27 protein-coding genes and 1 pseudogene are annotated in these 26,398 nt (G+C 65.0%); 18 read left to right on the forward strand and 10 right to left on the reverse strand.

Annotated features, from left to right (window positions below):
- The first annotated feature begins 36 nt into the window (after window positions 1-36).
- The 3 genes from rpmE (at window position 37) to AB5Y94_RS12115 (ending at window position 3,250) form a co-directional block, all read left to right on the forward strand.
- Entirely contained in the window at window positions 37-252 is a 216-nt protein-coding gene (gene rpmE / locus AB5Y94_RS12105; RefSeq protein ID WP_005306787.1) for a 50S ribosomal protein L31, read from the forward strand.
- Window positions 253-379: 127 nt separating this feature from the next.
- Window positions 380-1,813 (forward strand): DUF2867 domain-containing protein, encoded by a 1,434-nt coding sequence (locus AB5Y94_RS12110; RefSeq protein ID WP_095591668.1) that lies wholly within the window; start codon window positions 380-382, stop codon window positions 1,811-1,813.
- 180 nt (window positions 1,814-1,993) lie between these two features.
- Window positions 1,994-3,250 (forward strand): malic enzyme-like NAD(P)-binding protein, encoded by a 1,257-nt coding sequence (locus tag AB5Y94_RS12115; RefSeq protein WP_005306781.1) that lies wholly within the window; start codon window positions 1,994-1,996, stop codon window positions 3,248-3,250.
- Window positions 3,251-3,326: 76 nt separating this feature from the next.
- Here AB5Y94_RS12115 and AB5Y94_RS12120 read toward each other — a convergent pair whose 3' ends face one another.
- From AB5Y94_RS12120 to trmA, 4 genes are all read right to left on the reverse strand, one after another.
- Complete coding sequence (locus tag AB5Y94_RS12120) at window positions 3,327-3,509, reverse strand: hypothetical protein (protein WP_010635722.1); 183 nt, start codon at window positions 3,507-3,509, stop codon at window positions 3,327-3,329.
- A gap of 54 nt (window positions 3,510-3,563) precedes the next feature.
- Window positions 3,564-4,889, reverse strand: a complete 1,326-nt coding sequence (gene rstB / locus AB5Y94_RS12125; protein ID WP_260751695.1) for a two-component system sensor histidine kinase RstB — start codon at window positions 4,887-4,889, stop codon at window positions 3,564-3,566.
- Between the two features lie 117 nt (window positions 4,890-5,006).
- On the reverse strand, window positions 5,007-5,717 hold the full coding sequence (gene rstA, locus AB5Y94_RS12130) for a two-component system response regulator RstA (protein WP_026140869.1): 711 nt from the start codon (window positions 5,715-5,717) through the stop codon (window positions 5,007-5,009).
- Window positions 5,718-5,961: 244 nt separating this feature from the next.
- Complete coding sequence (gene trmA, locus AB5Y94_RS12135) at window positions 5,962-7,095, reverse strand: tRNA (uridine(54)-C5)-methyltransferase TrmA (protein WP_368205590.1); 1,134 nt, start codon at window positions 7,093-7,095, stop codon at window positions 5,962-5,964.
- Between the two features lie 170 nt (window positions 7,096-7,265).
- On the opposite strand from trmA, the gene AB5Y94_RS12140 reads away from it, so the two are divergent.
- From AB5Y94_RS12140 to AB5Y94_RS12170, 7 genes are all read left to right on the forward strand, one after another.
- Complete coding sequence (locus tag AB5Y94_RS12140) at window positions 7,266-8,408, forward strand: DUF5610 domain-containing protein (protein ID WP_368205592.1); 1,143 nt, start codon at window positions 7,266-7,268, stop codon at window positions 8,406-8,408.
- 90 nt (window positions 8,409-8,498) lie between these two features.
- Window positions 8,499-9,032: an ATP--cob(I)alamin adenosyltransferase gene (locus AB5Y94_RS12145; protein WP_123246498.1), complete on the forward strand. Its 534-nt coding sequence runs from the start codon at window positions 8,499-8,501 to the stop codon at window positions 9,030-9,032.
- 96 nt (window positions 9,033-9,128) lie between these two features.
- Entirely contained in the window at window positions 9,129-10,811 is a 1,683-nt protein-coding gene (locus AB5Y94_RS12150; RefSeq protein ID WP_368205594.1) for an HAD-IIIC family phosphatase, read from the forward strand.
- A complete protein-coding gene (locus AB5Y94_RS12155; RefSeq protein WP_005306755.1) occupies window positions 10,804-11,028 on the forward strand; it encodes an acyl carrier protein in 225 nt (74 codons plus the stop codon). Before AB5Y94_RS12150 ends, AB5Y94_RS12155 begins: the two co-directional genes overlap by 8 nt.
- Window positions 11,025-11,789 (forward strand): AAC(3) family N-acetyltransferase, encoded by a 765-nt coding sequence (locus AB5Y94_RS12160; protein WP_368205596.1) that lies wholly within the window; start codon window positions 11,025-11,027, stop codon window positions 11,787-11,789. The genes AB5Y94_RS12155 and AB5Y94_RS12160 overlap by 4 nt, the downstream gene beginning before the upstream one ends.
- Window positions 11,779-12,183 (forward strand): VOC family protein, encoded by a 405-nt coding sequence (locus AB5Y94_RS12165; protein WP_005306750.1) that lies wholly within the window; start codon window positions 11,779-11,781, stop codon window positions 12,181-12,183. The genes AB5Y94_RS12160 and AB5Y94_RS12165 overlap by 11 nt, the downstream gene beginning before the upstream one ends.
- Complete coding sequence (locus AB5Y94_RS12170; protein ID WP_368205598.1) at window positions 12,180-13,541, forward strand: DUF4910 domain-containing protein; 1,362 nt, start codon at window positions 12,180-12,182, stop codon at window positions 13,539-13,541. Before AB5Y94_RS12165 ends, AB5Y94_RS12170 begins: the two co-directional genes overlap by 4 nt.
- On the opposite strand, the gene AB5Y94_RS12175 is transcribed toward AB5Y94_RS12170, so the two are convergent.
- Genes AB5Y94_RS12175 through pseF form a run of 6 tightly spaced genes read right to left on the reverse strand, consistent with a single transcriptional unit; the run spans window position 13,523 to window position 18,808 of the window.
- Window positions 13,523-14,269, reverse strand: a complete 747-nt coding sequence (locus tag AB5Y94_RS12175) for a class I SAM-dependent methyltransferase (protein WP_368205600.1) — start codon at window positions 14,267-14,269, stop codon at window positions 13,523-13,525. The two genes, AB5Y94_RS12170 and AB5Y94_RS12175, sit on opposite strands and share 19 nt — an antisense overlap.
- Window positions 14,269-14,529 carry a hypothetical protein gene (locus tag AB5Y94_RS12180; protein WP_010635733.1) on the reverse strand — a complete coding sequence of 87 codons (261 nt, stop codon included), beginning with the start codon at window positions 14,527-14,529 and terminating at the stop codon, window positions 14,269-14,271. Before AB5Y94_RS12180 ends, AB5Y94_RS12175 begins: the two co-directional genes overlap by 1 nt.
- Window positions 14,526-15,821 (reverse strand): motility associated factor glycosyltransferase family protein, encoded by a 1,296-nt coding sequence (locus tag AB5Y94_RS12185; protein ID WP_368205602.1) that lies wholly within the window; start codon window positions 15,819-15,821, stop codon window positions 14,526-14,528. The genes AB5Y94_RS12180 and AB5Y94_RS12185 overlap by 4 nt, the downstream gene beginning before the upstream one ends.
- Window positions 15,814-16,860 (reverse strand): pseudaminic acid synthase, encoded by a 1,047-nt coding sequence (pseI, locus tag AB5Y94_RS12190; RefSeq protein ID WP_368205604.1) that lies wholly within the window; start codon window positions 16,858-16,860, stop codon window positions 15,814-15,816. Before pseI ends, AB5Y94_RS12185 begins: the two co-directional genes overlap by 8 nt.
- Window positions 16,861-16,866: 6 nt before the next feature.
- The gene (gene pseG, locus AB5Y94_RS12195; RefSeq protein WP_368205606.1) at window positions 16,867-18,123 is read right to left on the reverse strand and encodes a UDP-2,4-diacetamido-2,4,6-trideoxy-beta-L-altropyranose hydrolase; all 1,257 of its coding nucleotides are present in this window, start codon (window positions 18,121-18,123) and stop codon (window positions 16,867-16,869) included.
- Window positions 18,113-18,808: a pseudaminic acid cytidylyltransferase gene (gene pseF, locus AB5Y94_RS12200; RefSeq protein WP_368205607.1), complete on the reverse strand. Its 696-nt coding sequence runs from the start codon at window positions 18,806-18,808 to the stop codon at window positions 18,113-18,115. Before pseF ends, pseG begins: the two co-directional genes overlap by 11 nt.
- A 164-nt stretch (window positions 18,809-18,972) precedes the next feature.
- Between pseF and AB5Y94_RS12205 the strand changes: the two genes are divergently transcribed.
- The 8 genes and pseudogenes from AB5Y94_RS12205 to glf form a co-directional block, all read left to right on the forward strand.
- Window positions 18,973-19,509, forward strand: coding sequence for a GNAT family N-acetyltransferase (locus AB5Y94_RS12205; protein WP_368205609.1), 537 nt, complete (start codon window positions 18,973-18,975; stop codon window positions 19,507-19,509).
- Entirely contained in the window at window positions 19,506-19,739 is a 234-nt protein-coding gene (locus tag AB5Y94_RS12210) for an acyl carrier protein (protein ID WP_005306726.1), read from the forward strand. Before AB5Y94_RS12205 ends, AB5Y94_RS12210 begins: the two co-directional genes overlap by 4 nt.
- On the forward strand, window positions 19,739-20,488 hold the full coding sequence (locus AB5Y94_RS12215; RefSeq protein WP_017764882.1) for an SDR family NAD(P)-dependent oxidoreductase: 750 nt from the start codon (window positions 19,739-19,741) through the stop codon (window positions 20,486-20,488). Before AB5Y94_RS12210 ends, AB5Y94_RS12215 begins: the two co-directional genes overlap by 1 nt.
- Window positions 20,488-21,858: an AMP-binding protein gene (locus AB5Y94_RS12220; RefSeq protein ID WP_017764881.1), complete on the forward strand. Its 1,371-nt coding sequence runs from the start codon at window positions 20,488-20,490 to the stop codon at window positions 21,856-21,858. Before AB5Y94_RS12215 ends, AB5Y94_RS12220 begins: the two co-directional genes overlap by 1 nt.
- Window positions 21,858-22,916, forward strand: coding sequence for an acyl-protein synthetase (locus AB5Y94_RS12225; protein WP_017764880.1), 1,059 nt, complete (start codon window positions 21,858-21,860; stop codon window positions 22,914-22,916). The genes AB5Y94_RS12220 and AB5Y94_RS12225 overlap by 1 nt, the downstream gene beginning before the upstream one ends.
- Window positions 22,913-24,100, forward strand: a complete 1,188-nt coding sequence (locus AB5Y94_RS12230) for an acyl-CoA reductase (protein ID WP_368205697.1) — start codon at window positions 22,913-22,915, stop codon at window positions 24,098-24,100. Before AB5Y94_RS12225 ends, AB5Y94_RS12230 begins: the two co-directional genes overlap by 4 nt.
- A 158-nt stretch (window positions 24,101-24,258) precedes the next feature.
- Window positions 24,259-25,242: a glycosyltransferase family A protein gene (locus AB5Y94_RS12235; RefSeq protein WP_323992609.1), complete on the forward strand. Its 984-nt coding sequence runs from the start codon at window positions 24,259-24,261 to the stop codon at window positions 25,240-25,242.
- Window positions 25,239-26,366 (forward strand): annotated as a pseudogene (glf, locus tag AB5Y94_RS12240) (UDP-galactopyranose mutase); the annotation flags it as partial. The gene AB5Y94_RS12235 and the pseudogene glf, both read left to right, overlap by 4 nt.
- Window positions 26,367-26,398: the final 32 nt, after the last annotated feature.

Genomic DNA, 26,398 nt, shown 5'->3' on the forward strand with positions numbered 1-26,398 from the left:
CGGATGGCGACACGGCCTATTACTTTGAGGTTGTCCATGAAAGCTGGTATCCACCCTGACTACGTAGCCATCACCGCCAAGTGCTCTTGCGGTAACGTCATCAACACTTTCTCTACCGTTGGTAAAGATCTGAACCTGGACGTGTGCTCCGAGTGCCACCCGTTCTACACCGGCAAGCAGAAAGAAGTTTCTAGCGGCGGCCGCGTAGACAAGTTCAACAAGCGTTTCGGTGCGATGACCACCAAGAAGTAATTTTACTTCTGAAGAATTCTGAAAAAGGCGCCCACTGGGCGCCTTTTTTATTGGTCGGCGTTCTGTCAGGGCCCGCTTTGCCCTATGGTGGTGTGGTTGACGAGGGATGCAGAGCAGGAGCGAGTGAATGAGGAATTGTCTGGTGATGGGGGCGGCGGGTTACATAGGTTCTTACCTGGTGCCCCATCTGCAGGAGCTGGGTTATCGGGTGATTGCCGGGGCGCGGCGCCCCTGCCGGCTGCCGCCCGGGGTGGAGTTTCGCCTCGCCGACAGCCTCAAGCCCATCACCCTGCTGCCCGCCTTGGCCGGCATCGACACCGTCTTCTATCTGGTGCACGCCATGGGGGCGGGGGCCGACTTTCACCGGCTGGAGCAGCAGGGGGTGAAGAACTTCGCCGCCGCCGCCCGCGCCGCCGGGGTGCGCCGCATCATCTATCTCGGCGCCATCCAGCCCGAACCCTGCAACAGCCGCCATCTCAACTCCCGCCGTCACTGTGGCGAGCTGTTTCGGGGCGCCGGCGTGCCGACGGTGGAGCTGCGCGCCGGCATCATCATTGGCCCCGGCTCGGCGGCGTTTGAGGTGATGCGGGATCTGGTGTTCAACCTGCCACTGATGGTGACCCCCAAGTGGGTGCGTTCGCGCACGCCGCCGATTGCACTGTCCAACCTGCTGCACTATCTGGGCGGGCTGGTGGAGGCCGACGGGGTGGACGGCCAGATCTTCAACGCCGCCGGCCCCGAGCTGCTCAGCTACCAGCAGCAGTTGCAGAAGTTTGCCGCCCATATCGGCAAGCGCTGCCCCATCATTCCCATCCCCTTCCTGAGCCCGCGCCTCTCCGCCTGGTGGCTGCAATTCGTCACCTCGGTGCCGCAACCTGTGGCCAAGGCGCTGGTGGGCGGCCTCAAGCACGACATCCCGGCCGACGACGGCCCGTTGCGGGCCCTGCTGCCGCAAACCCTGCTCAGCTTCGACGAGGCGCTGGCCGAGAGCCTCTCTCTGGAGCAGCGGCTCGGCGCCGAACAGCAGGGGGAGGAGACCCCGCTCGGCCTGCGCTGGCGTCATCCCGAGTACGGCTTCTATGACCGCACCGCCAGCGGCGATGCCCTCAGTCTCGCCTCGCCGGAGGTGGTGTGGCAGGTACTGCAGCAGCTGGGGGGCGAGCAGCGCTACTTCTACATGAACCAGCTGTGGGTGGTGCGCGAATGGATGGATCACCTGATCGGCGGCCCGGCGCTGACCCGCGGTCGCACCAACCCGGATCGCTTCGTGAAGGGGGATATGCTGGACTCCTGGCAGATCCTCGGGGTGGACGAGGGGCGCAGGCTGGATCTGCTGTTCAACATGCGGGCCCCCGGTGTCGGTCGGCTGGAGTTCAACATACTGCCGGAGGAGTCGGGGCTGACCCGGCTCAAGGTGACGGCCCACTGGCATCCGCAGGGGGCCTGGGGGCTGGCCTACTGGCTCGCCATGCTGCCGTTCCACCTCTTCATCTTCCAGGGGATGACGGAGGCGATCGCCCGGAAGGCGGAGGCCAGGGCGGGAATCCCCGTCATGGATTGAAACCATATCTATAACTAAATAGGTATTGGTAAGTGGTGTGACATGCTAATTACTGGCTTGTCATTGGCGGGTTGGCGATACTTTCCTCTGTGAAAGCCCGGTGGTTTTCTTTATGATCCCCAGCCCTCGCCCGTGGGCGAGCCAATGCACCACTCATTCACTACCGTATCGGGGTCCCCCATGTCCGATCAGCAGCACGATCTCCGCCAACAGGCACTCGACTATCACGCCCAGCCCGTGCCGGGCAAAATCGCCATCGCCCTCACCAAGCCCGCCGAGACCGCCCGCGATCTGGCACTGGCCTACAGCCCGGGCGTCGCCGAGCCGGTGCGCGAGATCGCCGCCAACCCGGCCGATGCCTACCGTTATACCGGCAAGGGCAACCTGGTGGCCGTCATCTCCAACGGCACCGCCATCCTGGGGCTGGGCAATCTGGGCCCGCTGGCCTCCAAGCCGGTGATGGAGGGCAAGGCCCTGCTGTTCAAGCGCTTTGCCGGCATCGATGCCATCGACATCGAGGTGAAGCACGACACCAGTGCCCAGTTCATCGACACGGTCGCCGCCATCGCCGACACCTTCGGTGGCATCAACCTGGAAGACATCAAGGCCCCCGAGTGCTTCGAGATTGAACAGGCGCTGATCGAGCGCTGCGACATCCCGGTGTTCCACGATGACCAGCATGGCACCGCCATCGTCACCGCCGCCGGCCTGCTCAACGCGCTGGAGGTGCAGGGCAAGCAGATTGGCGACAGCCGCATCGTCTGCATGGGGGCCGGCGCCGCCGCCACCGCCTGCATGGACCTGCTGATCAAGTGTGGCGCCAAGCCCCACAACATCTTCATGCTGGACCGTCAGGGTGTGATCCACAGCGGCCGTACCGATCTGAACCAGTACAAGCAGCGCTTCGCCAACGACACCCCTCTGCGCACCCTGATGGAGGTGATGGATGGGGCCGACGTGTTCGTCGGCGTCTCCGGCCCGGATGTGCTGCCTGCCGAGGCGGTGGCGCTGATGGCCGCCAATCCGGTGATCTTCGCCTGCTCCAACCCGGACCCGGAGATCAAGCCGGCGCTGGCCCACGGGGTACGTGGTGACCTCATCATGGGTACCGGTCGCTCCGACTACCCGAACCAGATCAACAACGTGCTCTGCTTCCCCTTCATCTTCCGTGGTGCTCTCGACGCCCGTGCCAGCCGCATCAACGATGCCATGAAGATTGCGGCGGTCGAGGCGATCCGTGGTCTGGCCAAGGAGCCGGTACCGGCCGAGGTGCTGACCGCTGCCGGCGTCAGCGAGCTCGCCTTCGGCAAGGACTACGTCATTCCCAAGCCGATGGATGCCCGTCTGCTGCCGCGCGTCGCCCGCGCCGTGGCGCTGGCAGCGGTGGAATCCGGTGTTGCCCGCATCGCCCTGCCGGCGGACTACATGCTGGGTTGAGTCACGGCAAGCGCGCAGAAAACAGAAGGGGCCCCATCTCGGGGCCCCTTTTCATTACGGGAAGCTTGCTGGTCGATCACTTGGTCTTGGGAGCAACCTTGACGGCCGGCGCCTTGGCGTGGGCAGCCTTGTGGTGTTTTTTCACGACCTTGGTCTGGGTAGCCTGGGGAGCGGCAGCCTTGGTCGGGGTGGCAGCCATGGTGAAGCCGGAGGTCAGGGCGAAGACAGCAGCCAGGCTCAGGGGGATCAGCTTGTTCATATTCCAGTTCCTCATTCGGGTTGATGACATGGAGCGTTTCTCCATGACTTCATCCTAGGGCTGTTCGACCTGTGGTTCAGTGAGTGACTGGTGACGGTTTGTATCCAAATGTACAGGCAGCATCAGGCAGAAACGGGCACCGCTGCTGCTTGGCAGCAGCTGCACCTCGCCGCCGTGGTGGCGGGCGATGCTGCGCACTATGGCCAGCCCCAGCCCGGCACCGCCGGTGCGTCGGTCGCGACTCTGATCCAGCCGCACGAAGGGCTCGAAGATCTGCGGCGCCAGCGCCGGATCGATGCCGGCGCCATCGTCGGCCACCTCCAGCAGATAGTGATCCTGCTGGCGCGCCATGCTGAGAGTCACCCGGCCGGCGGCGTGGCGCAGGGCGTTGCCGATGAGGTTCTCCAGCGCCCGATCCAGCAGGCGGGTATCGCCGCGCCAGGGCAGGGCTATGGCCGGGCGCACGAAGTCGAGCCGCTTGTCCGGTCGCAGCGCCTGCCAGTCGGCAAGGCGGCTGCCGGCCCAGCTGCCGAGCTCCAGCTCGCTGCACTGCAGCGGCAGCTCGGGGCGATCGAGCCTGGCGTAGGTGAGCATCTCCTCGATGAGGGCGTCCAGCGCGCCGAGATCCCGCTCCAGCCCCTGCTGCTCGTTGGCCGAGGGCGCCGGATCCAGCATGGCGAGCCGGTAGCGCAGCCGCACCAGCGGGGTGCGCAGCTCGTGGGCAATGGCGTCGGTCAGCTGCTTGCGGCTGGCCAGCATGGCCTGCAGCTGCTCGGTCATCTGGTCGAAGGTGCGGCCGACCCGGCCGAGGCTGCTGCCGGGTGGCAAGCGGGTGCGGCAGGAGAGATCGCCGTCACCGACCCGGCGGGCGGTCTGTTCGAGCTGCTGCAGGCCGCGCCAGTGCGGGCGCAGCCAGAGCAGGATCGGCAGCCCCAGCGAGAGACCGATGACCAGCAGCAGTCCCACGTCGACCCAGTGCAGTTCGTGCAGGTAGGAGAGGTAGGGGACGGGGCCGACGATCAGCACCTGATCGGTGCCCGGAATGCGCTGCAGGAAGGTGTCATCCTCCTCGACGATGACGATGTTGCCGGCCTCCAGGAAGGCCTGATCCTCGTTGGCCAACGGCTGGTTGGCGAGGGCGCCGATCTGCAGCGGCAGGGTGAGCTGGCGGCTCTGCTCCGCCATGCGGGCGGGCCAGTGCTCCGGCGGCAAGCGGGCCAGCTCGCCGGTGAGCAGGCCGAGGGAGCCCTGCATCATCCGCTCCAGATAGCGATCTCCCGCCCGCTCGGCGGTGACCTGATAGACCATGCCGACCAGCAGGATGGCCAGGGTGAAACAGCCGATCAGCAGCAGATAGAACTGGATAAACAGGCGTCGCATCGGGGCTCTCCTCTTGCCTGGATTGCGTCTGGGCATTGCCTTGTTGCCCCCTCATCCCCAACCCTTCTCCCGCAAGGGGAGAAGGGAGCAGAGAGCATCAAGGTCATTCGGCGGGGCTTATTCCCAGGCCTGGGGCACCAGTAGATAACCCTTCTGGCGTACTGTCTTGATGCGGGTCGGGTTGCTGGTGTCGTCCCCCAGCTTGCGGCGCAGGCGGGATATGGCCACGTCCATGCTGCGATCCTGGCCGTCGTAGTCACGGCCGCGCAGGCTGCGAAACAGCGCCTCCCGCCCCAGGATCTGGCCGGCGTGGCAGGCCAGCTCCCACAGAAGGTCGAAATCGGCGGTGGAGAGCGGAATGCTGTCGCCGTCGAGGCGCACGTCCCGGCCCGGGCCGTCGATCTGCAGCCGGCCGAACTGCAGGCGCTGGGGCGGCGTGCTGGCGACCACGGGCTGCGGGGCCTGTTGCCCCTGCTGGCGGAACTGGACCCGCAGCCGGGCCAGCAGCACGGGGGGCGGCGTGGTCTTGAGGATGTAGTCGTTGGCCCCCAGCTCCAGGCTCAGGATCTGGTTCATGTCGCTGTCGAGCGAAGTGAGCATGACGATGGGACCGGCAAAGCGCGGGCGCAGATCCCGGCACAGGGAGAGACCATCCTGACCCGGCAGCATGATGTCGAGCAGCACCAGGTCCGGCTGCTCGGCCTCGACCCTGGCGAGCGCCCGATCGCCCCTCGGCTCCAGCAGCACTTCCATGTCGTGGCGGGCCAGCCAGCTGCTGATGAGCTGGCCTATCTCGGGATCATCTTCAACAAAAAGAATGCGTTGCATGGTGGCATGACACCCAGACTGTGGCGCGGATGCGCGTGCCGCCAGCATAGCGGCTCCGGCCGCCCCATGCACTGGGATAAATAATCAAACAGGGCCCGCGGGCCCTGTTCTTGTCTTGCTGGTCAGCGGGGGGCTGTGCCCCGGCGGCATCAACCAGCCTTGCGCTTGAGATAGACGCCGGCTTCCATGTCGTGAACCCAGGGGGAAGTGGCTCGGACAGGGCGACGTGCTCTCCCCTGTGACATCAGCTCGCCTTGCGCTTGAGATAGACCCCGGCTTCCATGTGGTGAGTCCAGGGGAACTGATCGAACAGGGCGAAGCGGGCGATCTCGTGGGTTTCGCCGAGCACCGCCATGTTGGCCTGCAGGGTCTCGGGGTTGCAGGAGATGTAGAGGATATTGTCGTAATCCTGCACCAGCTTGACGGTGGCGTCGTCGAGGCCGGCCCGGGGCGGGTCGACGAAGATGGTGTTGCACTGGTAGGCGGAGAGATCGACCCCCTTGAGGCGGTTGAACTCCCGCTCGCCGCGCATCGCCATGGTGAACTCCTCGGCCGACATGCGCAGGATGATCAGGTTGTCGACGCCGTTGGCGGCGATGTTGAACTGGGCGGAATCCACGCTCGGCTTGGCGATCTCGGTGGCCAGCACCTTGTTAAAGTTCTGCGCCAGGGCGATGGAGAAGTTGCCGTTGCCGCAGTAGAGCTCCAGCAGGTCGCCCTCGCTCCCCCTAGTCACGTCCAGCGCCCAGCCCAGCATCTGTTCGTTGATGGCGGCGTTGGGCTGGGTGAAGCTGTTCTCCACCTGCTTGTAGATCAGCTCGCGCCCCTGCACATTCAACCGTTCGATGACGAACTCCTCCCCCAGGCAGATCTTCTGCTTGTGGGCACGGCCAATCAGCTGCAGCTCGAATCCCTTGGCCCGCAGGTCGGCCTGCAGCGCTTCGGCAGCCTGCTGCCACTCGCTCTCCAGCTTGCGATGGTAGAGCAGGCTGACGCAGATCTGGCCGGACTGGGTGGAGAGGTAGTCGATCTGGAACAGCTTGCGGCGCAGTACGGGGTGCGGGCGCAGCCCCTCCAGCAGCACCGGCATCAGCTGGTTGATGAGGCGGCTGGCGGTGGGGAACTGGTCGACCCGGATGATCTCCTTGGTGGCCGGCGCATACATGCAGTGGTACAGGTCGTCACCGTCGTGCCAGATGCGAAACTCGGCGCGCATCCGGTAGTGTTCGGCGGGGGAGGCGTGCACTTCCAGCGCAGGCAGGGTGAAGTCGGCGAACAACCCGCAGAGGCGCTCGCGCTTCTCGTCGAGCTGGGCTTGGTAGTCGGCCGGGGTTCGAAGGGGCGCCGGGTCGGCGGAAACCTGCTGGGATTGGGTCATGATTTACCTCACATGCACACCGGTCTGGCCGGGACGAAATCGGGGGAAGCCTGCGGCCACCCAAAGGGGCCCGATTTTAAAAGGCCGCTGCGGATTGTCCAGCATTTTGTGGTCAAGAAGTGTGCAGTCAGGCCGATAGCTGATCTACAGGCATGGTGGGAGGACACATTATGCAGATCGACGGAGTGGGCGCGGCCCAACCCAAGGGAGTGGGTGTTGCTCCCAAATCGCCCCAGCAGGCGGAAGCAAAGCAGACCAACAACGAGGATGAAGTCTCGTTGCACAAGGCGCCGAAATGGGCGCAGGTGCTGGTGCAGCAGGCGCTGCAGTTCGCGCTGGAGATCAACGGCCAGGGCTACAAGGCGCCCAAGGCACAGGATCAGCCGGAGGCGGTGACCCCGGATACCCTGTTCGACTTTCAGTCGGTGGCCGACAACGTGCTGCAGTTCGTCACCGGCCGGCTGGGGGCTGCCCGGGCCGACGGCAAGTCGGACGACAGCCTGACCAGCATGATGGAGCAGGCCCGCAAGGGGGTGGACAAGGGCTTTGGCGACGCCAGGAAACAGCTTGGCGACTGGGCAGACAACGAAGACATCAAGACCGGCATGGATCAGAGCTACAAGCTGATCCAGGAGGGGCTCGACCAGTTCGAGAAGGAGTTCTTCGGCAAGGTCTCTACCACCGACATGGGGCAGGCCGAGATGGCCAGCCGCCAGCAGGGCTCGCTGGAGATCCAGACCAAGGATGGCGACAAGGTGGTGCTGCGCTTCAACGACAGCTGGCAGACCAAGTCCCAGAAGGATGACAGCGGCAGCCAGTTCAGCCTCAAGTCGAGCCAGAGTTTCAGCTTCTCGCTGGAGGGCAACCTGAGCAGCGAGGAGATGGACTCCATCGGCAAGCTGGTCAAGGGGATCGACGATCTGGCCGGCAGCTTCTTCTCCGGCAATTTCGACGACCTGTTGAAGAAGGCGGGCGAGCTGAAGCTGGATGACAGCCAGCTGGCCTCCTATTCGCTCAAGCTCAAGCAGAGCCTCAAGCTGAGCCAGACCTATCAGGGGGCGCACTCCCTGCAGGATATGCTCAAGCCGCTGGCCGACTACCTGCCCAAGCTAGGCCAGGTGCAGCAGCAGGCCGATTCTCTGCTGCCGGCATCCCAGCAGCAGGCGCTGACGCCGGCGGTGCTGGCGGCCCGTGGCCAGAGCGATCCGGCCCAGGTAGGCAGCTTCACCAGCTTCAACCAGCGGATGCTGGATGCGCTGCGGATGATCGGCCAGTTCCAGCCGGCGACGGATGCCAGCAGCAAGAGCGTTTGAGCCGTTTTGGATCGAGAAGGACCATGACCGGCCGTTTGCCAGCTCCTGCAGGGGCTGGCAAACTGGCCTTTTTCCCGATCCGGCTGCCCCATGAACCCGAAAAAGCCCAGAGACAAGCGCGAGCTTTGCTACCCCTTCATCTTCGAGACCCAGTTCCAGTGTGACTACGAGATCGCCACTGACGAGCTCTGCTGCCAGGTGGGCGCCGTATTGTCACTCCTGACTCCGGATGCCGAGATTGAGCCCATGCAGGCGGATCTCGCGGCGCTGCAGCGGCTTATCTACAACCTCAACGGCTCGGTGCGCGGCAGGCTCGGCATCTTCGAGGAGGATCTGGCGTGGCTGAAGGGGCGTTACGATCACTACAACGAGGCGAGCCGCGGCCGGGTCACCGGTTTCGTGCTGCCGCAAGGGCCGCAGCCGATCCCGACCCTGCATCTGTGCCGCTGCGGCAGCAAGAAGGTGGTGCGGCTGCTGGTGCGGCTGGAGGAGAGCGGGGTGCGCTTCGACCCCATCCTCTATCGTTTCGCCAACCTGCTGGCCAACTTCTTCTTCGTGCTGACTGTCTACCTCAAGCAGCTGTGGCAGGTGGAGGAGGTGCCCTACGTCAGCATCAACTACTGAATACGGCCAAAAAAGCTTTTGTTTTTCATGAAGATCAAACACGATCATCCCATTTGTCGGTCGCCGGGATGGTCCCGGTAGTGCAGGGGGAAGGTCATGACCATGCTTCATCTCAGTGGCAGTTCGTTCTTGATGCCGGGCAACCTCGCCTGGCGCCCCCTGGCTGAATACGGCGAAGTGCAGGTGGCCCCCCATGGCCAGTGGTTGCAGACCCTGATGCACCAGAGCGCCGATGCCGCGGCCGGAACCCACATCATCATCTGGTTGTGGGAAGATCTGGTGCCCGCCCGGACCCTGCAGGAGTGGGGCCGTCTGGCGCAGGACGATCAGCAGCTGGCGGTTGCCGCCTTCGTCGACGCGCTCTGCCAGCCTCTGTTGCAGCATCTGCAGCGCCGCCCGCAGGATCATCTGCTGGTGGGGGCCTGCAGCCATGCCCCGCTCTGTGTCTATGGCCCGGCCCCTGCCGTGCTCGCCGCGCTGGCCAGTGCGTTCGAGCAGCAGATGGCCCGCCTGCGCCTGCAGCAACCCGGCCTGGACGACCTGCACCTGCCGCTCTGGCTGCAACAGCATGGCCGCCAGCACTGCTTCGATCGGCGCAACCTCTATCTGATGTCCTGCCCCTTCTCCATGGCCGGTCTGGCCAGCCTGGCGCAGTGGATGCTCCCCTTGCTGCAGCGGTTGCAGCAACCCGCCCACAAGGTGCTGGTGCTCGACTGCGACAATACCCTGTGGAGCGGCGTGGTCGGCGAAGACGGTGTCGGTGGCGTCCTGCTGGGACAGGACGGGATGGGCCGGCTCTACCAGGCCTTCCAGCAGGCGGCCAGTCATTGGCACGGGCAGGGCATAGTGCTGGCGCTCTGCTCCAAGAATCTGGCGGACGATGTGTGGCGGCTGTTTGACGAGCATCCGGGCATGGTGCTGACACGGGCGCAGATCGCCGCCGCCGAGATCGGCTGGGAGCCAAAATCCCAGGGGCTGCGGCGGCTGGCAGCCCGCCTCAATGTCGGGCTGGACAGCCTGGTCTTCTGGGATGACAGCGAGCTGGAGCGAGCCGAGGTGCGGGCCAACTGCCCCGAGGTGCTTGTGATTACCCCGCCGGCCGATCTCTGGAGCTGGCCGGATGTCCTGCTGACGCTGCCGGCCCTGTGCAGTCGCCACGAGAGCCGGGATGACGGCCTGCGGCAGCACTCCTATCAGGCCCAGGCCGAGGCCGAGGCGGTGCGCCGGCAACTGGGCGACGAGCACGCCTTCCTGCGGCAATTGGCGCTGCAGGCCGACTGGCAGCCGCTCTCCCCGGGCAACCAGTTGCGAGCCGAACAGCTCAGCCAGAAGACCAATCAGTTCAACCTCTCCGGCCGCCGCTATCAGGCGGCGGAGCTGGCCCGGCTGGCCGCCGAGGGGGGCGAGGTCTGGCTGGCCAGTCTGCGAGACAGATTTGCCGATCACGGCATGACGGCGCTGCTAGTGGTGCGCCCGCTCGATGAGGGCAGGGCGCTGCTGGATACCCTGGCCATCAGCTGCCGGGTGCTGGGGCGCGGCTTCGAATACTGGCTGCTGGCGCAACTGGCAAACCATCTGCGGGCGCAAGGCGTGACCGAGCTGGTCATCAGCCTGGTTGCCACCACCCGCAACCAGCCGGCGCGGGATTTTCTGGCGAGCCTGCCAACCCGGCCGATAACCACTCCAGCGGGGTTGCTGCCGCTGGCGGACGAGCTGTTCCTCAGTCTGGATCTCTGCTCTCTTTCTCTCCCGTTTTTGGAGTTTTATGCCAATGAATGACCTTATCGCGCTGGCACACCAGCAGTTCCCCCAGGCCAGCATCAACGCACAATCTGCCCTCGGCAGCTTTCCCGAGTGGGACTCTCTGGGGCACTTCAACCTGCTGTTGTTGGTCGAGCAGCACTATGCCGTGCGGTTCGAGCCGCAGGAGCTGGCCGAGTTGAAGAGCCTGGCCGACATCCAGCAAGCCTTGCAGAGTAAAGGGGTTGCCGTTTGAAACAGGCGCTCGAGCAGGCGCTGACCGAGCTGGGGATCCCCAGAGGCGGCGCCCTGATGGTGCACTCGGATGCCATGGTGGTGGCCCAGTTTGCCGGCATGGGCAACGCCGCGGGTATCGCGGCCTTCTGGACATGCCTCGAGCAGTGGCTGGGCGGGCACCTGCTGGTGCCGACCTTCAGTTACAGCCCGATGGCGGACGAGTGCTTCGACCCTGCGCAGACCCCGAGCAAGGTGGGCTTGATGACGGAGCTGTTCCGCCAGCGCGAAGGGGTGGTGCGCACGCGGGATCCCGTCTTCAGCATGGCAATCAGCGGCCCGCAGGGGCCTGCGCTGGTGGCCCGGGAGTGTCACGACTGTTTCGGTCAGGAGAGCCCGTTCGGCTGGCTGGCGGAGCAGGACGGCTGGCTGCTGGGGCTGGGTTGCCACCCCGACCGCATCACCTTCACCCACTACGTGGAGCAGCGGCTGGCCGTCCCCTACCGCCATCACAAGATGTTTGCGGGCCAGGTGCGCGTCGATGGCCGCGTGCGGGAGTGGCAGGCGGATTACTATGTGCGCGACCTGTCGCTGGAAAGCGAAATCGACCTCTCCCGGCTGGTGGCCCTGCTGCAGGAGCGGGGCGCCTGGCGCCAGACGCTGTGCCAGCGGGTGCCGGTCTGGGCTGTATCGTGCCGCGACTTCATCCTGGCTGCCGGCGAGTTGCTGGCGGCGGCCCCATACGCCCTGATCCGGGCGGGAGGAGAGTCCCATGCAGTTTGATCACATCGGACTGGTGGTGCCGGACCTGGCGAGCGGGGTGGCCTATTGTCGCGACGTGCTGGGGCTGAGCCGCTTCTCGGCGGCGGTGGAAGATCCGCTGCAACGGGTCTGGGTGCAGTTCGTGCATGACGACCATGGTCTCTGCTACGAGCTGGTCGCCCCGGCCGGCGAGGAGAGCCCGGTCGCCCAGGTGCTCAAGACCCGGCGCAACGTCATCAACCACCTTGCCTATCGGGTGAGCAACCTGCAGGAGAGTGCCGAACGGCTGCGCGCGCAGCGCCACCTGCCCCTCGGGCCCAGCCAGCCGGCCATCGCGTTTGGCGGCGCCCACGTCCAGTTTTTCCTGAGCCCGCTAGGCCACATTGTCGAATTGATCGAGGCACCCACCCCATGAGTTTTTCACCCAAGAGCGGCTATCTGCCCACCGACTGGGACGATCAGGCACAAGTCGGTGAGCAGCTGTATCGGCTGCTCACCCTGCTGTTTCCGCTCAATCGCAGCCTGACCGGGGACGGGGTTCGGCAGTCGCTGGCCCTGTGGCGCGAGCACTGCCTGCCCGAGCTGCAGATCCATGAAGTAGCCAGCGGCACCGAGTGCTTCGACTGGACAGTGCCTGACGAGTGGAACGTGCGGGAGGCCTACATAGTGGGGCCGGATGGACGCAGGGTGGTGGACTTCCAGGATCACAACCTGCATCTGGTCGGTTACTCGGAGCCTGTACGCTGCACCCTCTCGCTGGCCGAGCTGCAGCCCCACCTTCACTCTCTGCCCGAGCAGCCGGACGCCATTCCCTATGTGACCTCCTACTACAAGCGCCGCTGGGGCTTCTGTCTGCCCCATCGGCTGCGTCAGGCGCTGCCGGAGGGGGAATATCAGGTGGTGATCGATGCCACCCTGGCCCCGGGTTCGCTGACCTATGGTGACTGGGTGCTGCCGGGAGAGAGCGAGCAGGAGATCCTGCTGTCGAGCTACACCTGTCACCCCTCCATGGCCAACAACGAGCTCTCCGGCCCCTGTGTCGGTGTCTTCCTGATGGCCTGGCTGGCGTCACTGCCCACACGTCGCTACAGCTACCGGCTGATGCTGGTGCCTGAAACCCTGGGTGCCATCGTCTATCTCTCCCGCCATCTGGCCCAGCTCAAGCAGCGTACCCTGGCCGGCTTCAACCTGACCTGTCTTGGCGATGACCGCAGTTACTCCTTCCTCCCTTCCCGCCAGGGCAACACGCTGGCGGACCGCATCGGTCGCCATGTGCTCGGGCATCTGGCGCCGGGCTACAAGGCGTACAGCTTCCTGGAACGGGGCTCCAACGAGCGGCAGCTGTGCGCGCCCGGCATCGATCTGCCGGTCACCTCGGTGATGCGCAGTCGATACGGCTGTTATGCCGAGTACCACACCTCGCTCGATGACCTCTCGCTGGTGACGCCGGCCGGTCTGGCGGGCGGCTTCATGGCGCTGCGCCGCGCCATCGAGTGTCTGGAGCTGGACGAGCGCTGCGAGGTCACCGTGCTGGGCGAACCCCAGCTCGGCAAGCGGGGGCTCTATCCGGATTTGTCGACCCGCTATTCGGGCTGGCAGGTGCGGGAGATGATGAATCTGCTGGCCTACAGCGACGGCAAGCTGACCCTGTTCGAGATTGCCGAGACCATAGGGGCGCCATTCTGGCGGGTGGAGCCGCTGGCGCGGATGCTGCTGGATGCCGGGCTGCTGCGTCGCCTCAGCCCGCAACCGGACTACTCGATCACTAGATAGGCTGGTCCCGGGTTGTGCGGGGTGCGGCGAATGGCGTAGCGATCCAGCCCCAGCACCTCCTTGAGGGCCAGGGTCTCCCCCGGGAAGGCGGGCCAGTTGAGCTCATCGAATGCCAGCACTGATCCCTTGGTCAGGTACGGCTTGATGAGCTCGAGGCAGCGGCGGGTCGGCTCGTAGAGATCAAAGTCAAAATAGGCCAGCGCGACCATGGTCTCCGGCTGACGAGCCAGATAGGCCGGCAGCGTCTCGGTCACATCCCCCTTCACCAGCTCATGCTTGACGATATGGTCCAGGGGACTTTCCGCCTCATGGGCGGCGAGCAGTTGGGCCAGATGCTGTTCATAGCCTGGCGTCACCCCGTAGGCGCCGGGCTGGATGGCGGCGTCGCTGCCATCTTGCGGGGCGTGGGAAGGGAAGCCGCTGAAGGTATCGAACCCCACCAGTTTGCGGTTGTAGTTGTAGGGTTCATACATGCCGCGAAACGAGGAGAAGAGCGCCAGGTTCTGACCCCAGCGGGTGCCGAAATCCATGATGACGCCGTGGACCGGCACGATCTTCTGATACAGCTCGTGCATGAACAGGATGCGGGAGAGCGACTGGCGCTTGAGGTAGAGACCCAGGTTGTTCTGCAGCTCTGCCGCGGGCAGCGGGCTGGCGTGCAGCAACTCGCTGAAGGTCTGACGGCGTGACAGCTCCTGCTCGGAGGCGTTGGACATGGCCTTGATCATCAATGGTCTCCTGTGGTGGTGTCGCCGGCCGGGGTCGACAGGCAGTGCACCACTTCATATTCGAGGTAGTCGGCCAGTCCCAGCCAGTCCTGGCGTTCCTGGCACTGCAGCAGGGCGGCTACCAGTCCGGGCGGCAGGTTGCCCTGCTCGGTGAGCACCTCTTGCAGCAGTTCCGGCAGTGCCTGACTCGCGGCGACCGACTGCCCCAGCCGAAACTGGTGCGCCAGGGCGGTGAGGCGGGTGATCTGGCCGTTTTTCATTGCACGTACTCCGGGTGATAGTGGCAGCCGGCGATCTCCGCCCCCTCCCTGCTGCAGTTCCAGAACTGCACCTCGGGGTGGCGCGCTATGTAGCGCTCGAGCTCGGTGCGGTAGGCGGAAAAGTTCGGATTGGTCTTGACCCGCCGGCCATGGCCGTCGAGGGTCCAGCTGAGCGCCAGCGCGGCGCTGGGGCCGAGGGCGCCGTCGGCCCAGCCCGAGTGGGTGAGCTCGCCGGGAAAGGCGAAGTCGGTGCCCAGCAGGATGACCTGGCGGCAACCCATCTGCACGGCGAGATCCACGGCGGGATGAATGACGCTGCCGCCCGAGTGCAGCACCCCCTTGGGGAGCGTCTGTCGCAACTGCTGGTACATGGGGCTGCGGGAGTAGGCGGTCTTGCGCGGCCCCTGCCAAGCCAGCAGGGCTGCCGTGGGAACCGTGGGGTAGTAGACCAGGGTGGTCTGGGCCGACTGGGCGGCGGGTAGCCGGTTGCCGTGGATGGCGTCATCTATGGTGACGACGATGTCGGGCCGGATGCCGTGGCCAAGCAAGAACGCCAGCGCGGTATCGACGCTGATCAGCAGATAGTCCTGCCGACGGCGCTGCAACTGGGCCTGCAGGGTGGCCAGGTTGTGCTGCAGGGTCGGGCCGCTCGCCACGATCAGCGCCTGCTTGCCCTGAGCCAGACCGAACAGGGAGGCCACATCGCCGTCGCTGGCCAGCAGATCGCGGTTTTCGGCCAGCCGCCTAGTGACGTCGGGGTGCTCGGCATCGAACCTGGCCCGGGCGAACGGCAAGTCTATTTCACTCACCAGCCGGTCGCGGATGCGGGCGGCGGCATCTTCCACCAGCAGCAGCTCGGGCGGCAGGGCGAAGAAGGGTAGCCGCACCTCGCCTTCGTCGCCGGCCATCATCAGCTCGACCCTGGGATCCGTCAGCCAGTCCTGCTGGTCCAGCAGCCGCAGCACCAGGGCAAACAGGGCGCCATTCATGATCTTCACTTCCAGCCGCTTGAGGCTGCTGCGCCCCAGCAGGGCGCGCGGCAGATCGCCAAGCCCGGTGCCGTAGAGGTGCAACACAGCTTGCTCGGGCAGGCTGGCGGCCTGCAGTTCAGCTTCTTTCACCCGGTCGTGTCGGCTGGTGAGCTGGATGCCGTGGAGGCTGAGGGTGGAGCCGAGCCCCTCGGTCAGCTCGGCCGGCAGGCTTTCCACGTCCTGTGCCAGCAGGCGGGGCCAGAGGGCGGGCCAGCGCTGACTGATGAGCCTGCCGTGCTGGTTGAACAGATCATCACTCATCTTTGTCTATCCACTCCCAGCTCAGCGGTTGATTGGCGCTCAGGCTGCGGTTGACCCGCTTGCCGATGAGCCGATCGTAATCGGCGGGAGGCAGGCCGAGGGCGGGGCGCACCGACTTGATATGTTCTGCGGTGAGCACCTCGCCAGCTGCCATCTCCTTGACCAGATAGAGGGAGCGGCGAAACGCGCGGTTGCCCTGTTCACTGGCGGTGAGCTGGTAATCGGCCACCCCGAGGGCGGCATGGGCGGTATTGACCGAGGCCACCAGCTCGGTGAGTTCGGCCGGCTCCATGGAGAAGGCGCAATCCGGCCCGCCGTCGGCGCGGGCCAGGGTGAAGTGTTTCTCGATGAGGGTGGCCCCGAGCGCAGTGGCGGCGATGGCCGTGGCGGACCCCAGGGTGTGATCGGAGAGCCCCACCTCGACCCCGAAGCGCTGGCGCAACATGGGGATGGTACGCAGGTTGTATTCGGCTGCCGGCGCCGGATAGCCGCTGACGCAGTGCAGCAGGGCCAGCTGGCCGTTGCCGTGCTTGAGTGCCATCTCGACTGCGGCGGCGATCTCGGCCTCGTTCGCCATGCCGGTGGACATGATGAGCGGCTTGCCGGTCTGGGCGGCGTAGCGGATGAGGGGCAGGTCCACCAGCTCGAAGGAGGCGATCTTGTAGGCCGGGCAGTCGAGGGATTCCAGCAGATCCACCGCACTGAAGTCGAACGGACTGCTGAAGACCGTCAGTCCCAGCTCGCGCCCCTTGGCAAACAGGGCCTGATGCCACTCCCAGGGGGTGTGCGCCCACTCATAGAGGTCATACAGGTTGTGACCATCCCAGAGGCCGCCATGGATCTGGAACTCGGGCCTGTCACTGTTGAGGGTGATGGTGTCGGGCCTATAGGTCTGCAGCTTGACCGCGTTGGCCCCGGCCTCCTTGGCGGCGGTCATGATGGCCAGTGCGCGCTCCAGGTTGCCGTTGTGGTTGGCCGACAGCTCGGCGATCACGTAGGGAGCCTGCGCCGGGCCGATGGATTGATGGGCGATCTGCATCTGTGTTCAGACTCCTGTGCCAAGTTGCCAGCCTTGCGGCGCCGGCTGCCAAGGGGCAGGGGGCGCTATCTGCGGTGGCTCGGCAAGATAGAGGGGAAATTGGGAGAAAATTGTCTGCAAGCGATATGCCAGCTCTTGCCACGCCGTGGGCTGAAGTGGCTGAGTGGCCTGCCATGTCAGCCGCTGGCCGTTCAGGGTCAGGGTGAGCAGCAGTTTGCCATCATGGCGTAGTTGCCACTGTTGGCCATCTGGTAACAGCTGATAATCCGGTTGTGGCAGCAACCGGGCGGTGAGCCGATCCAGCCCCAGCCCGTCCACCTGCTGCTGGCCACGGCGGCGGTAGTCGTCTGACTGTTGTTCAAGCCGTTGCAGGGCCTGCAGCAGCCGCTCAGGCTCGGCCAGCTCGCTCAGGGTCAGCCGCTCGGCCAGCCGAAAGCGGGCGATCACCTGGTCGTTGAACTGCTGGTTGTCGACGATGGGCACCGCCAGGGTCGGCAGGCCGAGACAGGCCCGCTCCCAGGTCATGCCGCCGGCGGCGCCGATGGCGAAGTCGTGCCGGCTCATCAGGTCGGCCATCTGGTCGCTCTGGCGCAACAGCACCAGGTCGAGGTGGGTCAGTTCGGCCACCCTCTGTTCCAGCTCGGGCCAGAAGGGATTGGCCCCGCCCGCCACCAGGGTCCAGCGGATGGTGCGGGCCCAAGGCTGCCGGGCCAGGCTGTTGAGGGTGATGAGGCAGGCGCCGGCCGGATCGGCGCCGCCAAAGCAGACGAGCCCCCTTTGCCACCGGTCTGTATGTTGACGTGCCAGCTGGCGATAGGCGGGGCGCAGCAGGGCATAGTCGGTGCCCAGCAGCAGCCGGCAACCGGCGGGGGTGAGCGGCTGGTAATCGGCGGTGCGGCGCAAGGGGCCCTGATCCAGCAGCAGCTGGCAGTGGTGCGGTCGGTCGGCCAGATCATCGATCACCAGCACGCGGCCGCAGTGGGCGGCCAGCTGGGTTTCGAGCCGCTGGTCAATCTGGTAGTGATCGAACACCAGCCAATCGGGCTGCAAGCCGGGCAGCGGGCCGGCGTCATCCAACGCGCTCAGGGGATGATGGTGATGGGGCTGCAGCAGCGGCAGCAGGTGCGCCGGCAGATCGTGGCAGAGGAAGTGGCACTCGGTCCCGGCGGCGTGCAGCCGATCGGCGATGGCCAGGCAGCGCATCAGGTGGCCCAAGCCGATATCGGCGCCGGCGTCGAGCCGGAAGGCAACCTTAAACGTCATCTTGGGCCAGCACTTGATAGAGCAGTTCGGCCAGGTGCCAATCTTCCGGCGTGTCGATGTCGACCACCCTGTGCCGCGGCAATATGTGGCCGATCCCCTCTCCCCCCACCGGGCTGATCCCTCCCAGCCAGGCCGCGCGACTGCCCCAGTAGAACTGGCCGGCATCCTGATAGGCGGGCTCCAGATCCTGGGAGCGTTTCGCCATCTGCTCCGGCCAGAACGGTGTGACCCTGCCTTGCGCGTCCATGCGCACCGCCCGCTGGATCGGGAAGCCGAATTCGGCCACCGTGTAGACGAAGGGGGCCTTGCTGGCGAGCAGGCGGTGGTGGGCGGCGTGCAGGTCGGCGGCCTGGATCAGCGGCACGGTGGCATAGATGCAGCAGTAGTGTTCTGCCTGGATGCCAAGCTGGTCGAGCCGCTGGATGGTGTCGATCACCACAGGAGTGGTGCCGGTATGGTCATCGGCCAGCGCGGCGCCCCGCAGGAAGGGCACCTCGGCCCCGAGGCGACGGGCCACCTCGGCGATCTCAGGGTCATCGGTGGAGACCACCACCCGACTGAAACAGCCCGAGTCTCTGGCTGCCCCGATGGCGTAGGCAATCATGGGCAAGCCGCAGAAGGGGCGGATGTTCTTGCGGGGAATGCGCTTGCTGCCGCCCCGTGCCGGGATGATGGCGATGGCCATGATGCTCTCTCCCTGAGGAGCCCGACGTGGTCGCCGAGCCGGATAATTGATGACAACTCGTTGATTATTTTTGAGATTATACCGAGTTTTCATCTTATATTATTGAGCTTTGCTACGGAATTGCCCGGTGATGGTCGATAACATGGGCAAGTGATGGGACGTCGTTGGTATTGAACATGAGTTATGGTGTCGAATTGCGCCCGCTCCAGCCCTGGGATCTGCCCACCCTGCGACGCTGGCGCAACCTGGACGAGGTGCGGTTGCAGATGGTGGAGCAGGCGCTCATCTCCCCCCGCCAGCAACGGCAGTGGTTCGTCAGCAGCCTGGAACGGTCTGACCAGCAGCACTGGGTGCTCTGGTGCCGCGGTCTGCGGGCCGGCTACGTCAACCTGAAAGGGGAGACGCGGCAATCGCTGCAGGGGCAGCCGGTGGCCGATGCCGGCCTCTATCTGGGCCGCTCCAGCGTGCGTCACCCCATGCTGGCCGTCGCCGCCGCCCTGTCACAGCTCGATCAGGGCTTCGATACCTTCCGGCTCGGCTGCATCCGCACTCTGGTGCGCACCGGCAACGACGCCGCCTTGCGCCTCAACGCACAGCTCGGCTATCGCCAACAGGGGCAACAGGGCGACTTCATCGCCCTCGAACTGCAGCCCGCCGATTATTATGCCGCCCGAGAACGGCTACGGAGATTTTTCAGATGACTACAGCGTTGGAACAGGTTTTTGCCGATGCCCTCGGCATCGACGTCGGCAGTGTCAGCGACCAGCTGGCCTACAACAGCATTCCCCAGTGGGACTCCGTCGCCCACATGGGCCTGATCGCCCAGCTGGAGGACTGCTACGGCGTGCTGCTCGATACCGATGACATCATCGACATGAGCTCGGTCGCCAAGGCGCGGGAGATCCTCGCCAAGTACGGGGTCGCCCTCTGATGCAGGGGCTGCTGCAAGGCAAGCGGGTGTTGATCACCGGCGCCGGGCGCGGCATCGGGCTCGCCATTGCCCGGCTGTTTGCCGCGCAGGGGGCCGAGCTGTGGCTGGCGGGACGCGACGAGGCGGCCATGAGCCGGCTGGCCGATGAGCTCGGCGCCGAGTTCGGCGTGCCTTGTCACTCGCTCTGCGTCGACGTGGCGCAGCCGCAGGCGGTCAAGCAGGCCTTTCAGCAGCTGTTTGCCCAGACGCGCCAGTTGGACGTACTGGTCAACAATGCCGGCATACTGGAAGAGGGGCTGCTCGGCATGGTCAATCAGGCCCAGCTGGAGCAGACCTTCAGCCACAACACCTTCAGCGTGGTCTATTGCAGCCAGTATGCCACCCGCCTGATGCAGCGCAGCGGTGGCGGCAGCATCATCAATCTGGCCTCCCTGATGGGGCGGGTGGGTGCCGCCGGGCTTTGCAGCTATGCCGGCAGCAAGGCGGCGGTGATCGGCATCACCCAGTCGCTGGCCAAGGAGCTGGCCGCCAGCCAGATCCGGGTCAATGCCATCGCTCCGGGTTTCATCGACACCGAGATGGCCCACGCCATCCCGGACGACAAGTTTGCCGAGCGGCTCGCCAGCATCGCCATGGGGCGCATCGGCACCCCGGACGAGGTGGCCAAGGTGGCGCTGTTTCTCGCCTCCGACCTGGCAAGTTATGTGACCGGTCAGGTCATCGGTGTGGATGGAGGCATGACGGTCTGATGGATCACGCGCACGCACTGCTTGCCCACCTGCGGGAAGACAACCCGTCACCGGCCTGGCGCGACCCGCAAGAGGGCTGGCTCTCCTACGGCGAGCTGGCACGGCGGGTGGCGCGGCTGGTGGCCAGCTATCCGGACGAGCGCAGCCTGGTCTATCTGCCCTTTTTCACCCGCACCGTCCACCTGCTGCACTATCTGGCCGCGCTCAAGCTGGGGCATGTCGTAATGCTGGCAGACCCGGCCCTCCCTGCGAGTCAGCACGATGCCAGCTGCCGGCAGTTTGGCGTGAGCTGGCGGGTCAATGACACCGGCCAGCTGGAGCGGCTCGCCGCGGCGACGCCCGCCCTGCACCCGGCGCTGGCGGTAATGCTGCCGACCTCGGGTAGCACCGGCAGCGCCAAGTGGGTGCGGTTGTCGGGGCGCAATCTGGCGGCCAACGCCGCCTCCATCGCCGATTATCTGGCGCTGACCGCGGCCGAGCGGGCCATCACCAGCCTGCCGCTGTATTACTCCTACGGCCTGTCGGTGCTCAACAGCCATCTGCTGGTGGGCGCCTCCCTGGTGCAGCACGAAGGGAGCGTGCTGGAGCGCGACTTCTGGCAGCAGGTCGATCTGCACGGCGTGAGCAGCTTTGCCGGGGTGCCCTTTACCTATCAGATGCTGGCCCGGCTGCGCTTTGACTGGGCCCGCTACCCCTCGTTGCAGACCCTGACCCAGGCGGGCGGGCGTCTCGAACCCGCGCTGGCACAGCAGTTTGCCGAGCAGGCCCTGCGGCTGGAGCGGCGCTTTTTCGTCATGTACGGCCAGACCGAGGCCACCGCCCGCATGGCCTGGCTGGCAGCGCCCGAGGTGGCCGCTCATCCCGATGCCATCGGTCGCGCCATTCCCGGCGGCCAGTTCACCTTGCGCGCGCAGGAGGGGGGCAAGCCAGGGGAGGGGGAGCTGGTCTATCGCGGCGACAACGTCATGCTGGGTTACGCCGTTACGGCCGAGGATCTGGCGCTGGGCGCCCAGCTGCAGGAGCTGGCTACCGGCGATCTGGCCCGCTGTGACGAGGCGGGCCGCTACTACATCTGCGGCCGGCTCAGCCGTTTTCTCAAGCTGTTCGGCAAGCGGGTCAGCCTGGCGGAGGTCGAGAGCCAGCTCCATCGCTGGGGCTGGACGGGGGCCTGCGGCGGGCGTGACGACTGCCTGCTGGTGGCCGTCGAGCCCCGCGATGACTTGACGACCGACTGCTTGCAGCGCGAGCTGGCGCAGTGGCTGCAGGCCCCGCCGCGGGCGGTGCAAGTGGTGCAGGTGACACAACTGCCGCGCACCGCCAATCACAAGATTGACTACGCCGCCCTGGCCAGACTGGCGGGGGAGGCGTGATGGAGCAGCTGCTGAGCGCGCCGATCTTCGCCCTGCCCCAGGCCGCCAAACAGGCGCTGCTGCTGGCGCGGCTCAACACCTTGACTGCGCACCATCAGGCACACTGCACGGCCTATGACAATGTGCTGCAAGCCTTCGGCTGGACGGCCGCGGCGACCGACTACGATGCGCTGCCCTACCTGGCAGCCCGGCTGTTCAAACTGGCCCAATGGCAGAGCGTGCCGCAGAGCGAAGTGTTCAAGGTGCTCACCTCGTCGGGCACCACGGGTTCACCATCACGGATCGTGCTGGATCGGGAGACCGCCGCCTTGCAGAGCAAGGTGCTGGTGAAGATCCTGCAGGAGTTTGTCGGCAAGCAGCGCCTGCCCATGCTGCTGGTGGAGCAACCCGCCCTCATCCAGAACCGCAGCGGCTTTTCGGCGCGCGGCGCGGGCGCGCTGGGGCTCTCTTTCCTCGGCCGTGATCACACCTATGCCCTCGACGAGCAGATGCGGCCCAACTGGCCTGTCATCGAGGCCTTCTGTGACAAATATGCCGGCCAGCCGGTGTTGCTGTTCGGCTTCACCTTCATGGTCTGGCAATGCCTGCTGGAGCCGCTGCGCGAGCGCGGCCTGCAACTGCCGCTGACACAGGGCATTTTGTTTCACAGCGGCGGCTGGAAGAAGCTGCAGCACCTAGCGGTGGACAATCCCGCCTTCAAGGCCCGCTGCCGCGAACAGCTGGGGTTGGCTCGGGTACACAACTTCTACGGCATGGTGGAGCAGGTAGGCTCCATCTTCGTCGAGTGCGAGCAGGGACACCTGCATGCTCCCGTGTTTGCCGATGTACAGGTGCGCGATCCGCTCACCCATCAGCCGCTCGGGATTGGCAGTCCAGGCCTGCTGCAGGTGCTCTCCGCCATCCCCGGCAGTTATCCCGGCCACAGCCTGCTGAGCGAGGATCTCGGTGTGCTGCTGGGAGAGGATGACTGCCCTTGTGGCCGCCATGGCCGTTATTTTCACGTAGCGGGACGCCAGCACGGCGCCGAGGTGAGGGGATGCAGCGACACCTTCCAATGACCCCGTCCGGGGCGACCACAGTGCTCTGGCAGGAGGGGCCGGCGGTCAGCTTCGTGGCCCCGACGGCGGGCTGGCCAACCTTCTGCCCGCAGCCGCTGCCCTGCTTTGCCCCCGTCATCTGCGATTTCGTGGCGGCGCTGTCGGCCCGCCTGCAACAAGAGGGGCGTCGTCACCCTGATCTGGCCGCGTTCGGTTTCTGGCTGCGGCCCCGCCAGCTGGCCAGAGAACAACAGCGCTTGCAGGGACGGGGGCCGCTGGGGGTCACCTTTCACCTGGTGCCCTCCAACGTGCCGACGGTGGCCTTCTACTCCTGGTTGATGGCCCTGTTGATGGGCAATCCCTGCGTGGTGCGGCTGTCGTCACGCCGCGCTCCGCAGCAGGAGGCCATGCTGGCGATCCTCAACGAACTGTTCAGCCTCGGTGAATGGCAAGCGATCGCCGCCCGTACCCGCTTCATTCGCTATAACCACGACGAGGGCATCACCGCCTGGCTGTCGGCGCGCTGCCGGCAGCGCATCATCTGGGGTGGCGACGAGACCATTCGCCAGGTGCGGGCCATTCCCCTGGCCCCCATGGCACAGGAAGTGGTATTTCCGGATCGCCGCTCGATGGCGGTGCTCGACAGCCGCTGGCTGGCCGGGCTGGATCCGCAAGAGTGGCAACGGGCACTGGCTGCCTTGCAGCAGGACTGCACCCGTTTCAACCAGCAGGCCTGCGCCTCGCCAACCACCCTCTGCTGGCTGGGCGAGCCCGACGAGGGGTTGCGCCGCCGCCTGCTGGAAGCCCTGTTTGCCCCCTTTGCCGCCGATCCCGCTCTGGCGATGGAACGACTCATCCACAGTCAACAAAATGCCGCCGAGCAGGGGGCAATGAAGGTGACCAGCTTGCCCGGCGTCACCTTATTGACTCCGGCGAGCGGGCTGCGGCTCGCACACGTCGGAGGAGGTACAGTTGCCGAATTTGTGGCCGATACCCTGAATGAGCTGCTGGCACAGCCCTGGGACATGCAGACCTGCGTCTGGGTCGGCGGTGACAGGGCCGGGGTCGAAGCGGCGCTGCCGACTGCCCCCACCTGCCGGATTGACCGGGTGGTGGCACCGGGACAGGCGCTCGCATTCGAATGGCACTGGGATGGCATCGACATGCTGCAACAGTACAGCCGTGGCCTCAGCCGACGTGAATAATCGGGTGTGGCTCACATAAATCCAGCAGCTTCAATGGATTAGCTTGGTCAGGCATACCTCTTGCAGTAAAACCTGACAGAGAGGGAGAAGGGTTGACAGGGACCGTGCGGTAGCCTTGCCCATTTTCTCCCATCCGCTTCTTTTCTATTCATTTTCCCTTGGATTTCCCTATGAAAGTCAGCGTATTGGTGCCCGTCTACAATCTGGCACGCTTCATCGAACCCTGCCTGCTCAGCCTGCTCGAGCAGCAGACGGATTTCGAGTTCGAGGTGATAGCCATCGATGACGGCTCGAGTGATGACTCCTGGTCCATCATGCAACGGCTGGCACGGCAGTGGCCGGCCCTGCGGGCCCTGCAAAACGAACAGAACATGGGGCTGGCCAGAACCCAGAAGCGGCTGCTTGGCGAAGCAAAAGGGGCCTACCTTGCCTATGTGGATGGCGACGACCTGGCCTTGCCGGGCAAGCTGCAGCGTCAGGCCGACTATCTGGACGCGCACCCCGGCTGCACGCTTTGCTATCACGAGGCGGAGATGTTTGATGATGAGACCGATGCGCGCATCAAGCTCTTCACCCACGATTACTACAATGCCCGTTACCTCGAACCCGTGATGACGCGGGAGGCGCTGATCCGCTTCGGGGTCTTCGTCAATGCCAGCTCCATCATGTTCCGCCGCTATGACGGCATGGCCGATGCCATCGATGAAGGGTGCAAGATCATTCTCGATTATCCCTGGCACATCCTGAATCTCTCCCTCAATCCGGGCACCCTGGATTTCATCCCCGAGCTGCTGGGGCGTTATCGCTTCCATACCCAGAGCTTCGGCGGGCAGACCCGCAAATCCGCAGAGCGGCGTGAGCAGTCGCTGCGCGACCTGCTGCGCGCCTGTGATAATGCCGCTGCATTCGGTGCAGACCCGGTGGTCATTGCCCAGGGGCGTGCCCATCACTACTACTCTGCCGCGCTCTACTTTTTGCGGCAGGATGATGCCGCCCGCTTTACTCAGCTCATCGAGCAGTCGGCGGCAGAGGTTGCGGAGCTGGCCCCTGGCTGGTTCTTCGACGAGCGCCATCAACTGGCGTGGGCGCAGCGAGCCCATCCCGTCCGGGTCGTACAACAACTGTTTGGAGAAGCGGCGTGAGTTATCAGGCAATCGTCATTGGCGCCGGGCTGTCTGGCGCCGTTATGGCTGAACGCATGGCCAGCCAGCTTGGCTGGAAGGTGCTGGTGCTGGAACAGCGCGATCACATCGGGGGCAACTGCTTCGACGAGTATGACGAGCATGGCGTGCTGATCCATCGCTATGGGCCGCACCTCTTCCATACCGACAGCAAGGAGGTGTGGGATTACCTGTCCCAGTTTACCGAGTGGTTGCCTTACGAGCACCGCGTACTGTCACGTATCGACGGGCAGTTGGTGCCTATCCCGTTCAATCTGACCAGCATCGAGCGCTGTTTCCCCGCCTACAAGGCCAGCGCCATGATTGAGGCCCTGCGCACCCGGTTCGGGGATGGCGCCAGAGTGCCGATCCTCGAACTGCGCAAGGAGCAGGATCCCCTGCTGGGCGAACTGGCGGATTTCATCTATCAGAAGGCTTTTGTCAACTACACCAGCAAACAGTGGGGGGTACCGCCCGAGCAGATCTCCCCCGAGGTGACGGCGCGGGTACCCGTGGTGGTCAGTCGGGATGATCGCTACTTCACCGACCCCTGGCAGGCGGTACCGGCCGCAGGCTATACCGCCATGTTTGAGCGCATGCTCGCTCACCCGCTGATTGACGTGAGGCTGTCGACCCCAATGGCAGAGCACGTCAGACTGGATTGGCAGCAGAAGCGGGTGCTGCTGGATGGAGAGCCATTTAACGGCCCCTTGATCTATACCGGGATGCTGGATCATCTGCTGCCGGCAGAGGGGAATTACCTGCCATATCGCTCACTGCGTTTTGAGCATCGCCATCTGGCACAGGAACAATTTCAACCGGTCACCACCGTCAATTATCCGAATGAAGAAGCCTTCACCCGGATCACCGAGTTCAAGCATTTCAGCGGGCAGGTACATCCCGGTACCAGCATCGTTTACGAATATCCCTGTGACTATCAGCCGGAACAGGGGCTAGAGCCCTACTACCCACTATTTACCGATGCAGCCAAACAGCATTATCAAGCGTGCCGTGATGAGTTGACCCGGTTCCCGCAGCTGATTGCTTTGGGCCGCCTTGCCGAGTATCGCTATTTTGATATGGATGATGCGGTGAGTAATGCATTAAATAGTTTTGGCTCAAGTTTTGAAAAAACACC

The organism is Aeromonas sp. s5, from assembly GCF_040907865.1.
Taxonomy (GTDB): domain Bacteria; phylum Pseudomonadota; class Gammaproteobacteria; order Enterobacterales; family Aeromonadaceae; genus Aeromonas; species Aeromonas dhakensis.

Coding starts and splice junctions, on each gene's coding strand:
- rpmE (WP_005306787.1), top strand. CDS start 37: ATGAAAGCTGGTATCCACCCTGACTACGTAGCCATCACCGCCAAGTGC.
- AB5Y94_RS12110 (WP_095591668.1), top strand. CDS start 380: ATGAGGAATTGTCTGGTGATGGGGGCGGCGGGTTACATAGGTTCTTAC.
- AB5Y94_RS12115 (WP_005306781.1), top strand. CDS start 1,994: ATGTCCGATCAGCAGCACGATCTCCGCCAACAGGCACTCGACTATCAC.
- AB5Y94_RS12120 (WP_010635722.1), bottom strand. CDS start 3,509: ATGAACAAGCTGATCCCCCTGAGCCTGGCTGCTGTCTTCGCCCTGACC.
- rstB (WP_260751695.1), bottom strand. CDS start 4,889: ATGCGACGCCTGTTTATCCAGTTCTATCTGCTGCTGATCGGCTGTTTC.
- rstA (WP_026140869.1), bottom strand. CDS start 5,717: ATGCAACGCATTCTTTTTGTTGAAGATGATCCCGAGATAGGCCAGCTC.
- trmA (WP_368205590.1), bottom strand. CDS start 7,095: ATGACCCAATCCCAGCAGGTTTCCGCCGACCCGGCGCCCCTTCGAACC.
- AB5Y94_RS12140 (WP_368205592.1), top strand. CDS start 7,266: ATGCAGATCGACGGAGTGGGCGCGGCCCAACCCAAGGGAGTGGGTGTT.
- AB5Y94_RS12145 (WP_123246498.1), top strand. CDS start 8,499: ATGAACCCGAAAAAGCCCAGAGACAAGCGCGAGCTTTGCTACCCCTTC.
- AB5Y94_RS12150 (WP_368205594.1), top strand. CDS start 9,129: ATGACCATGCTTCATCTCAGTGGCAGTTCGTTCTTGATGCCGGGCAAC.
- AB5Y94_RS12155 (WP_005306755.1), top strand. CDS start 10,804: ATGAATGACCTTATCGCGCTGGCACACCAGCAGTTCCCCCAGGCCAGC.
- AB5Y94_RS12165 (WP_005306750.1), top strand. CDS start 11,779: ATGCAGTTTGATCACATCGGACTGGTGGTGCCGGACCTGGCGAGCGGG.
- AB5Y94_RS12170 (WP_368205598.1), top strand. CDS start 12,180: ATGAGTTTTTCACCCAAGAGCGGCTATCTGCCCACCGACTGGGACGAT.
- AB5Y94_RS12175 (WP_368205600.1), bottom strand. CDS start 14,269: ATGATCAAGGCCATGTCCAACGCCTCCGAGCAGGAGCTGTCACGCCGT.
- AB5Y94_RS12180 (WP_010635733.1), bottom strand. CDS start 14,529: ATGAAAAACGGCCAGATCACCCGCCTCACCGCCCTGGCGCACCAGTTT.
- AB5Y94_RS12185 (WP_368205602.1), bottom strand. CDS start 15,821: ATGAGTGATGATCTGTTCAACCAGCACGGCAGGCTCATCAGTCAGCGC.
- pseI (WP_368205604.1), bottom strand. CDS start 16,860: ATGCAGATCGCCCATCAATCCATCGGCCCGGCGCAGGCTCCCTACGTG.
- pseG (WP_368205606.1), bottom strand. CDS start 18,123: ATGACGTTTAAGGTTGCCTTCCGGCTCGACGCCGGCGCCGATATCGGC.
- pseF (WP_368205607.1), bottom strand. CDS start 18,808: ATGGCCATCGCCATCATCCCGGCACGGGGCGGCAGCAAGCGCATTCCC.
- AB5Y94_RS12210 (WP_005306726.1), top strand. CDS start 19,506: ATGACTACAGCGTTGGAACAGGTTTTTGCCGATGCCCTCGGCATCGAC.
- AB5Y94_RS12215 (WP_017764882.1), top strand. CDS start 19,739: ATGCAGGGGCTGCTGCAAGGCAAGCGGGTGTTGATCACCGGCGCCGGG.
- AB5Y94_RS12220 (WP_017764881.1), top strand. CDS start 20,488: ATGGATCACGCGCACGCACTGCTTGCCCACCTGCGGGAAGACAACCCG.
- AB5Y94_RS12225 (WP_017764880.1), top strand. CDS start 21,858: ATGGAGCAGCTGCTGAGCGCGCCGATCTTCGCCCTGCCCCAGGCCGCC.
- AB5Y94_RS12230 (WP_368205697.1), top strand. CDS start 22,913: ATGACCCCGTCCGGGGCGACCACAGTGCTCTGGCAGGAGGGGCCGGCG.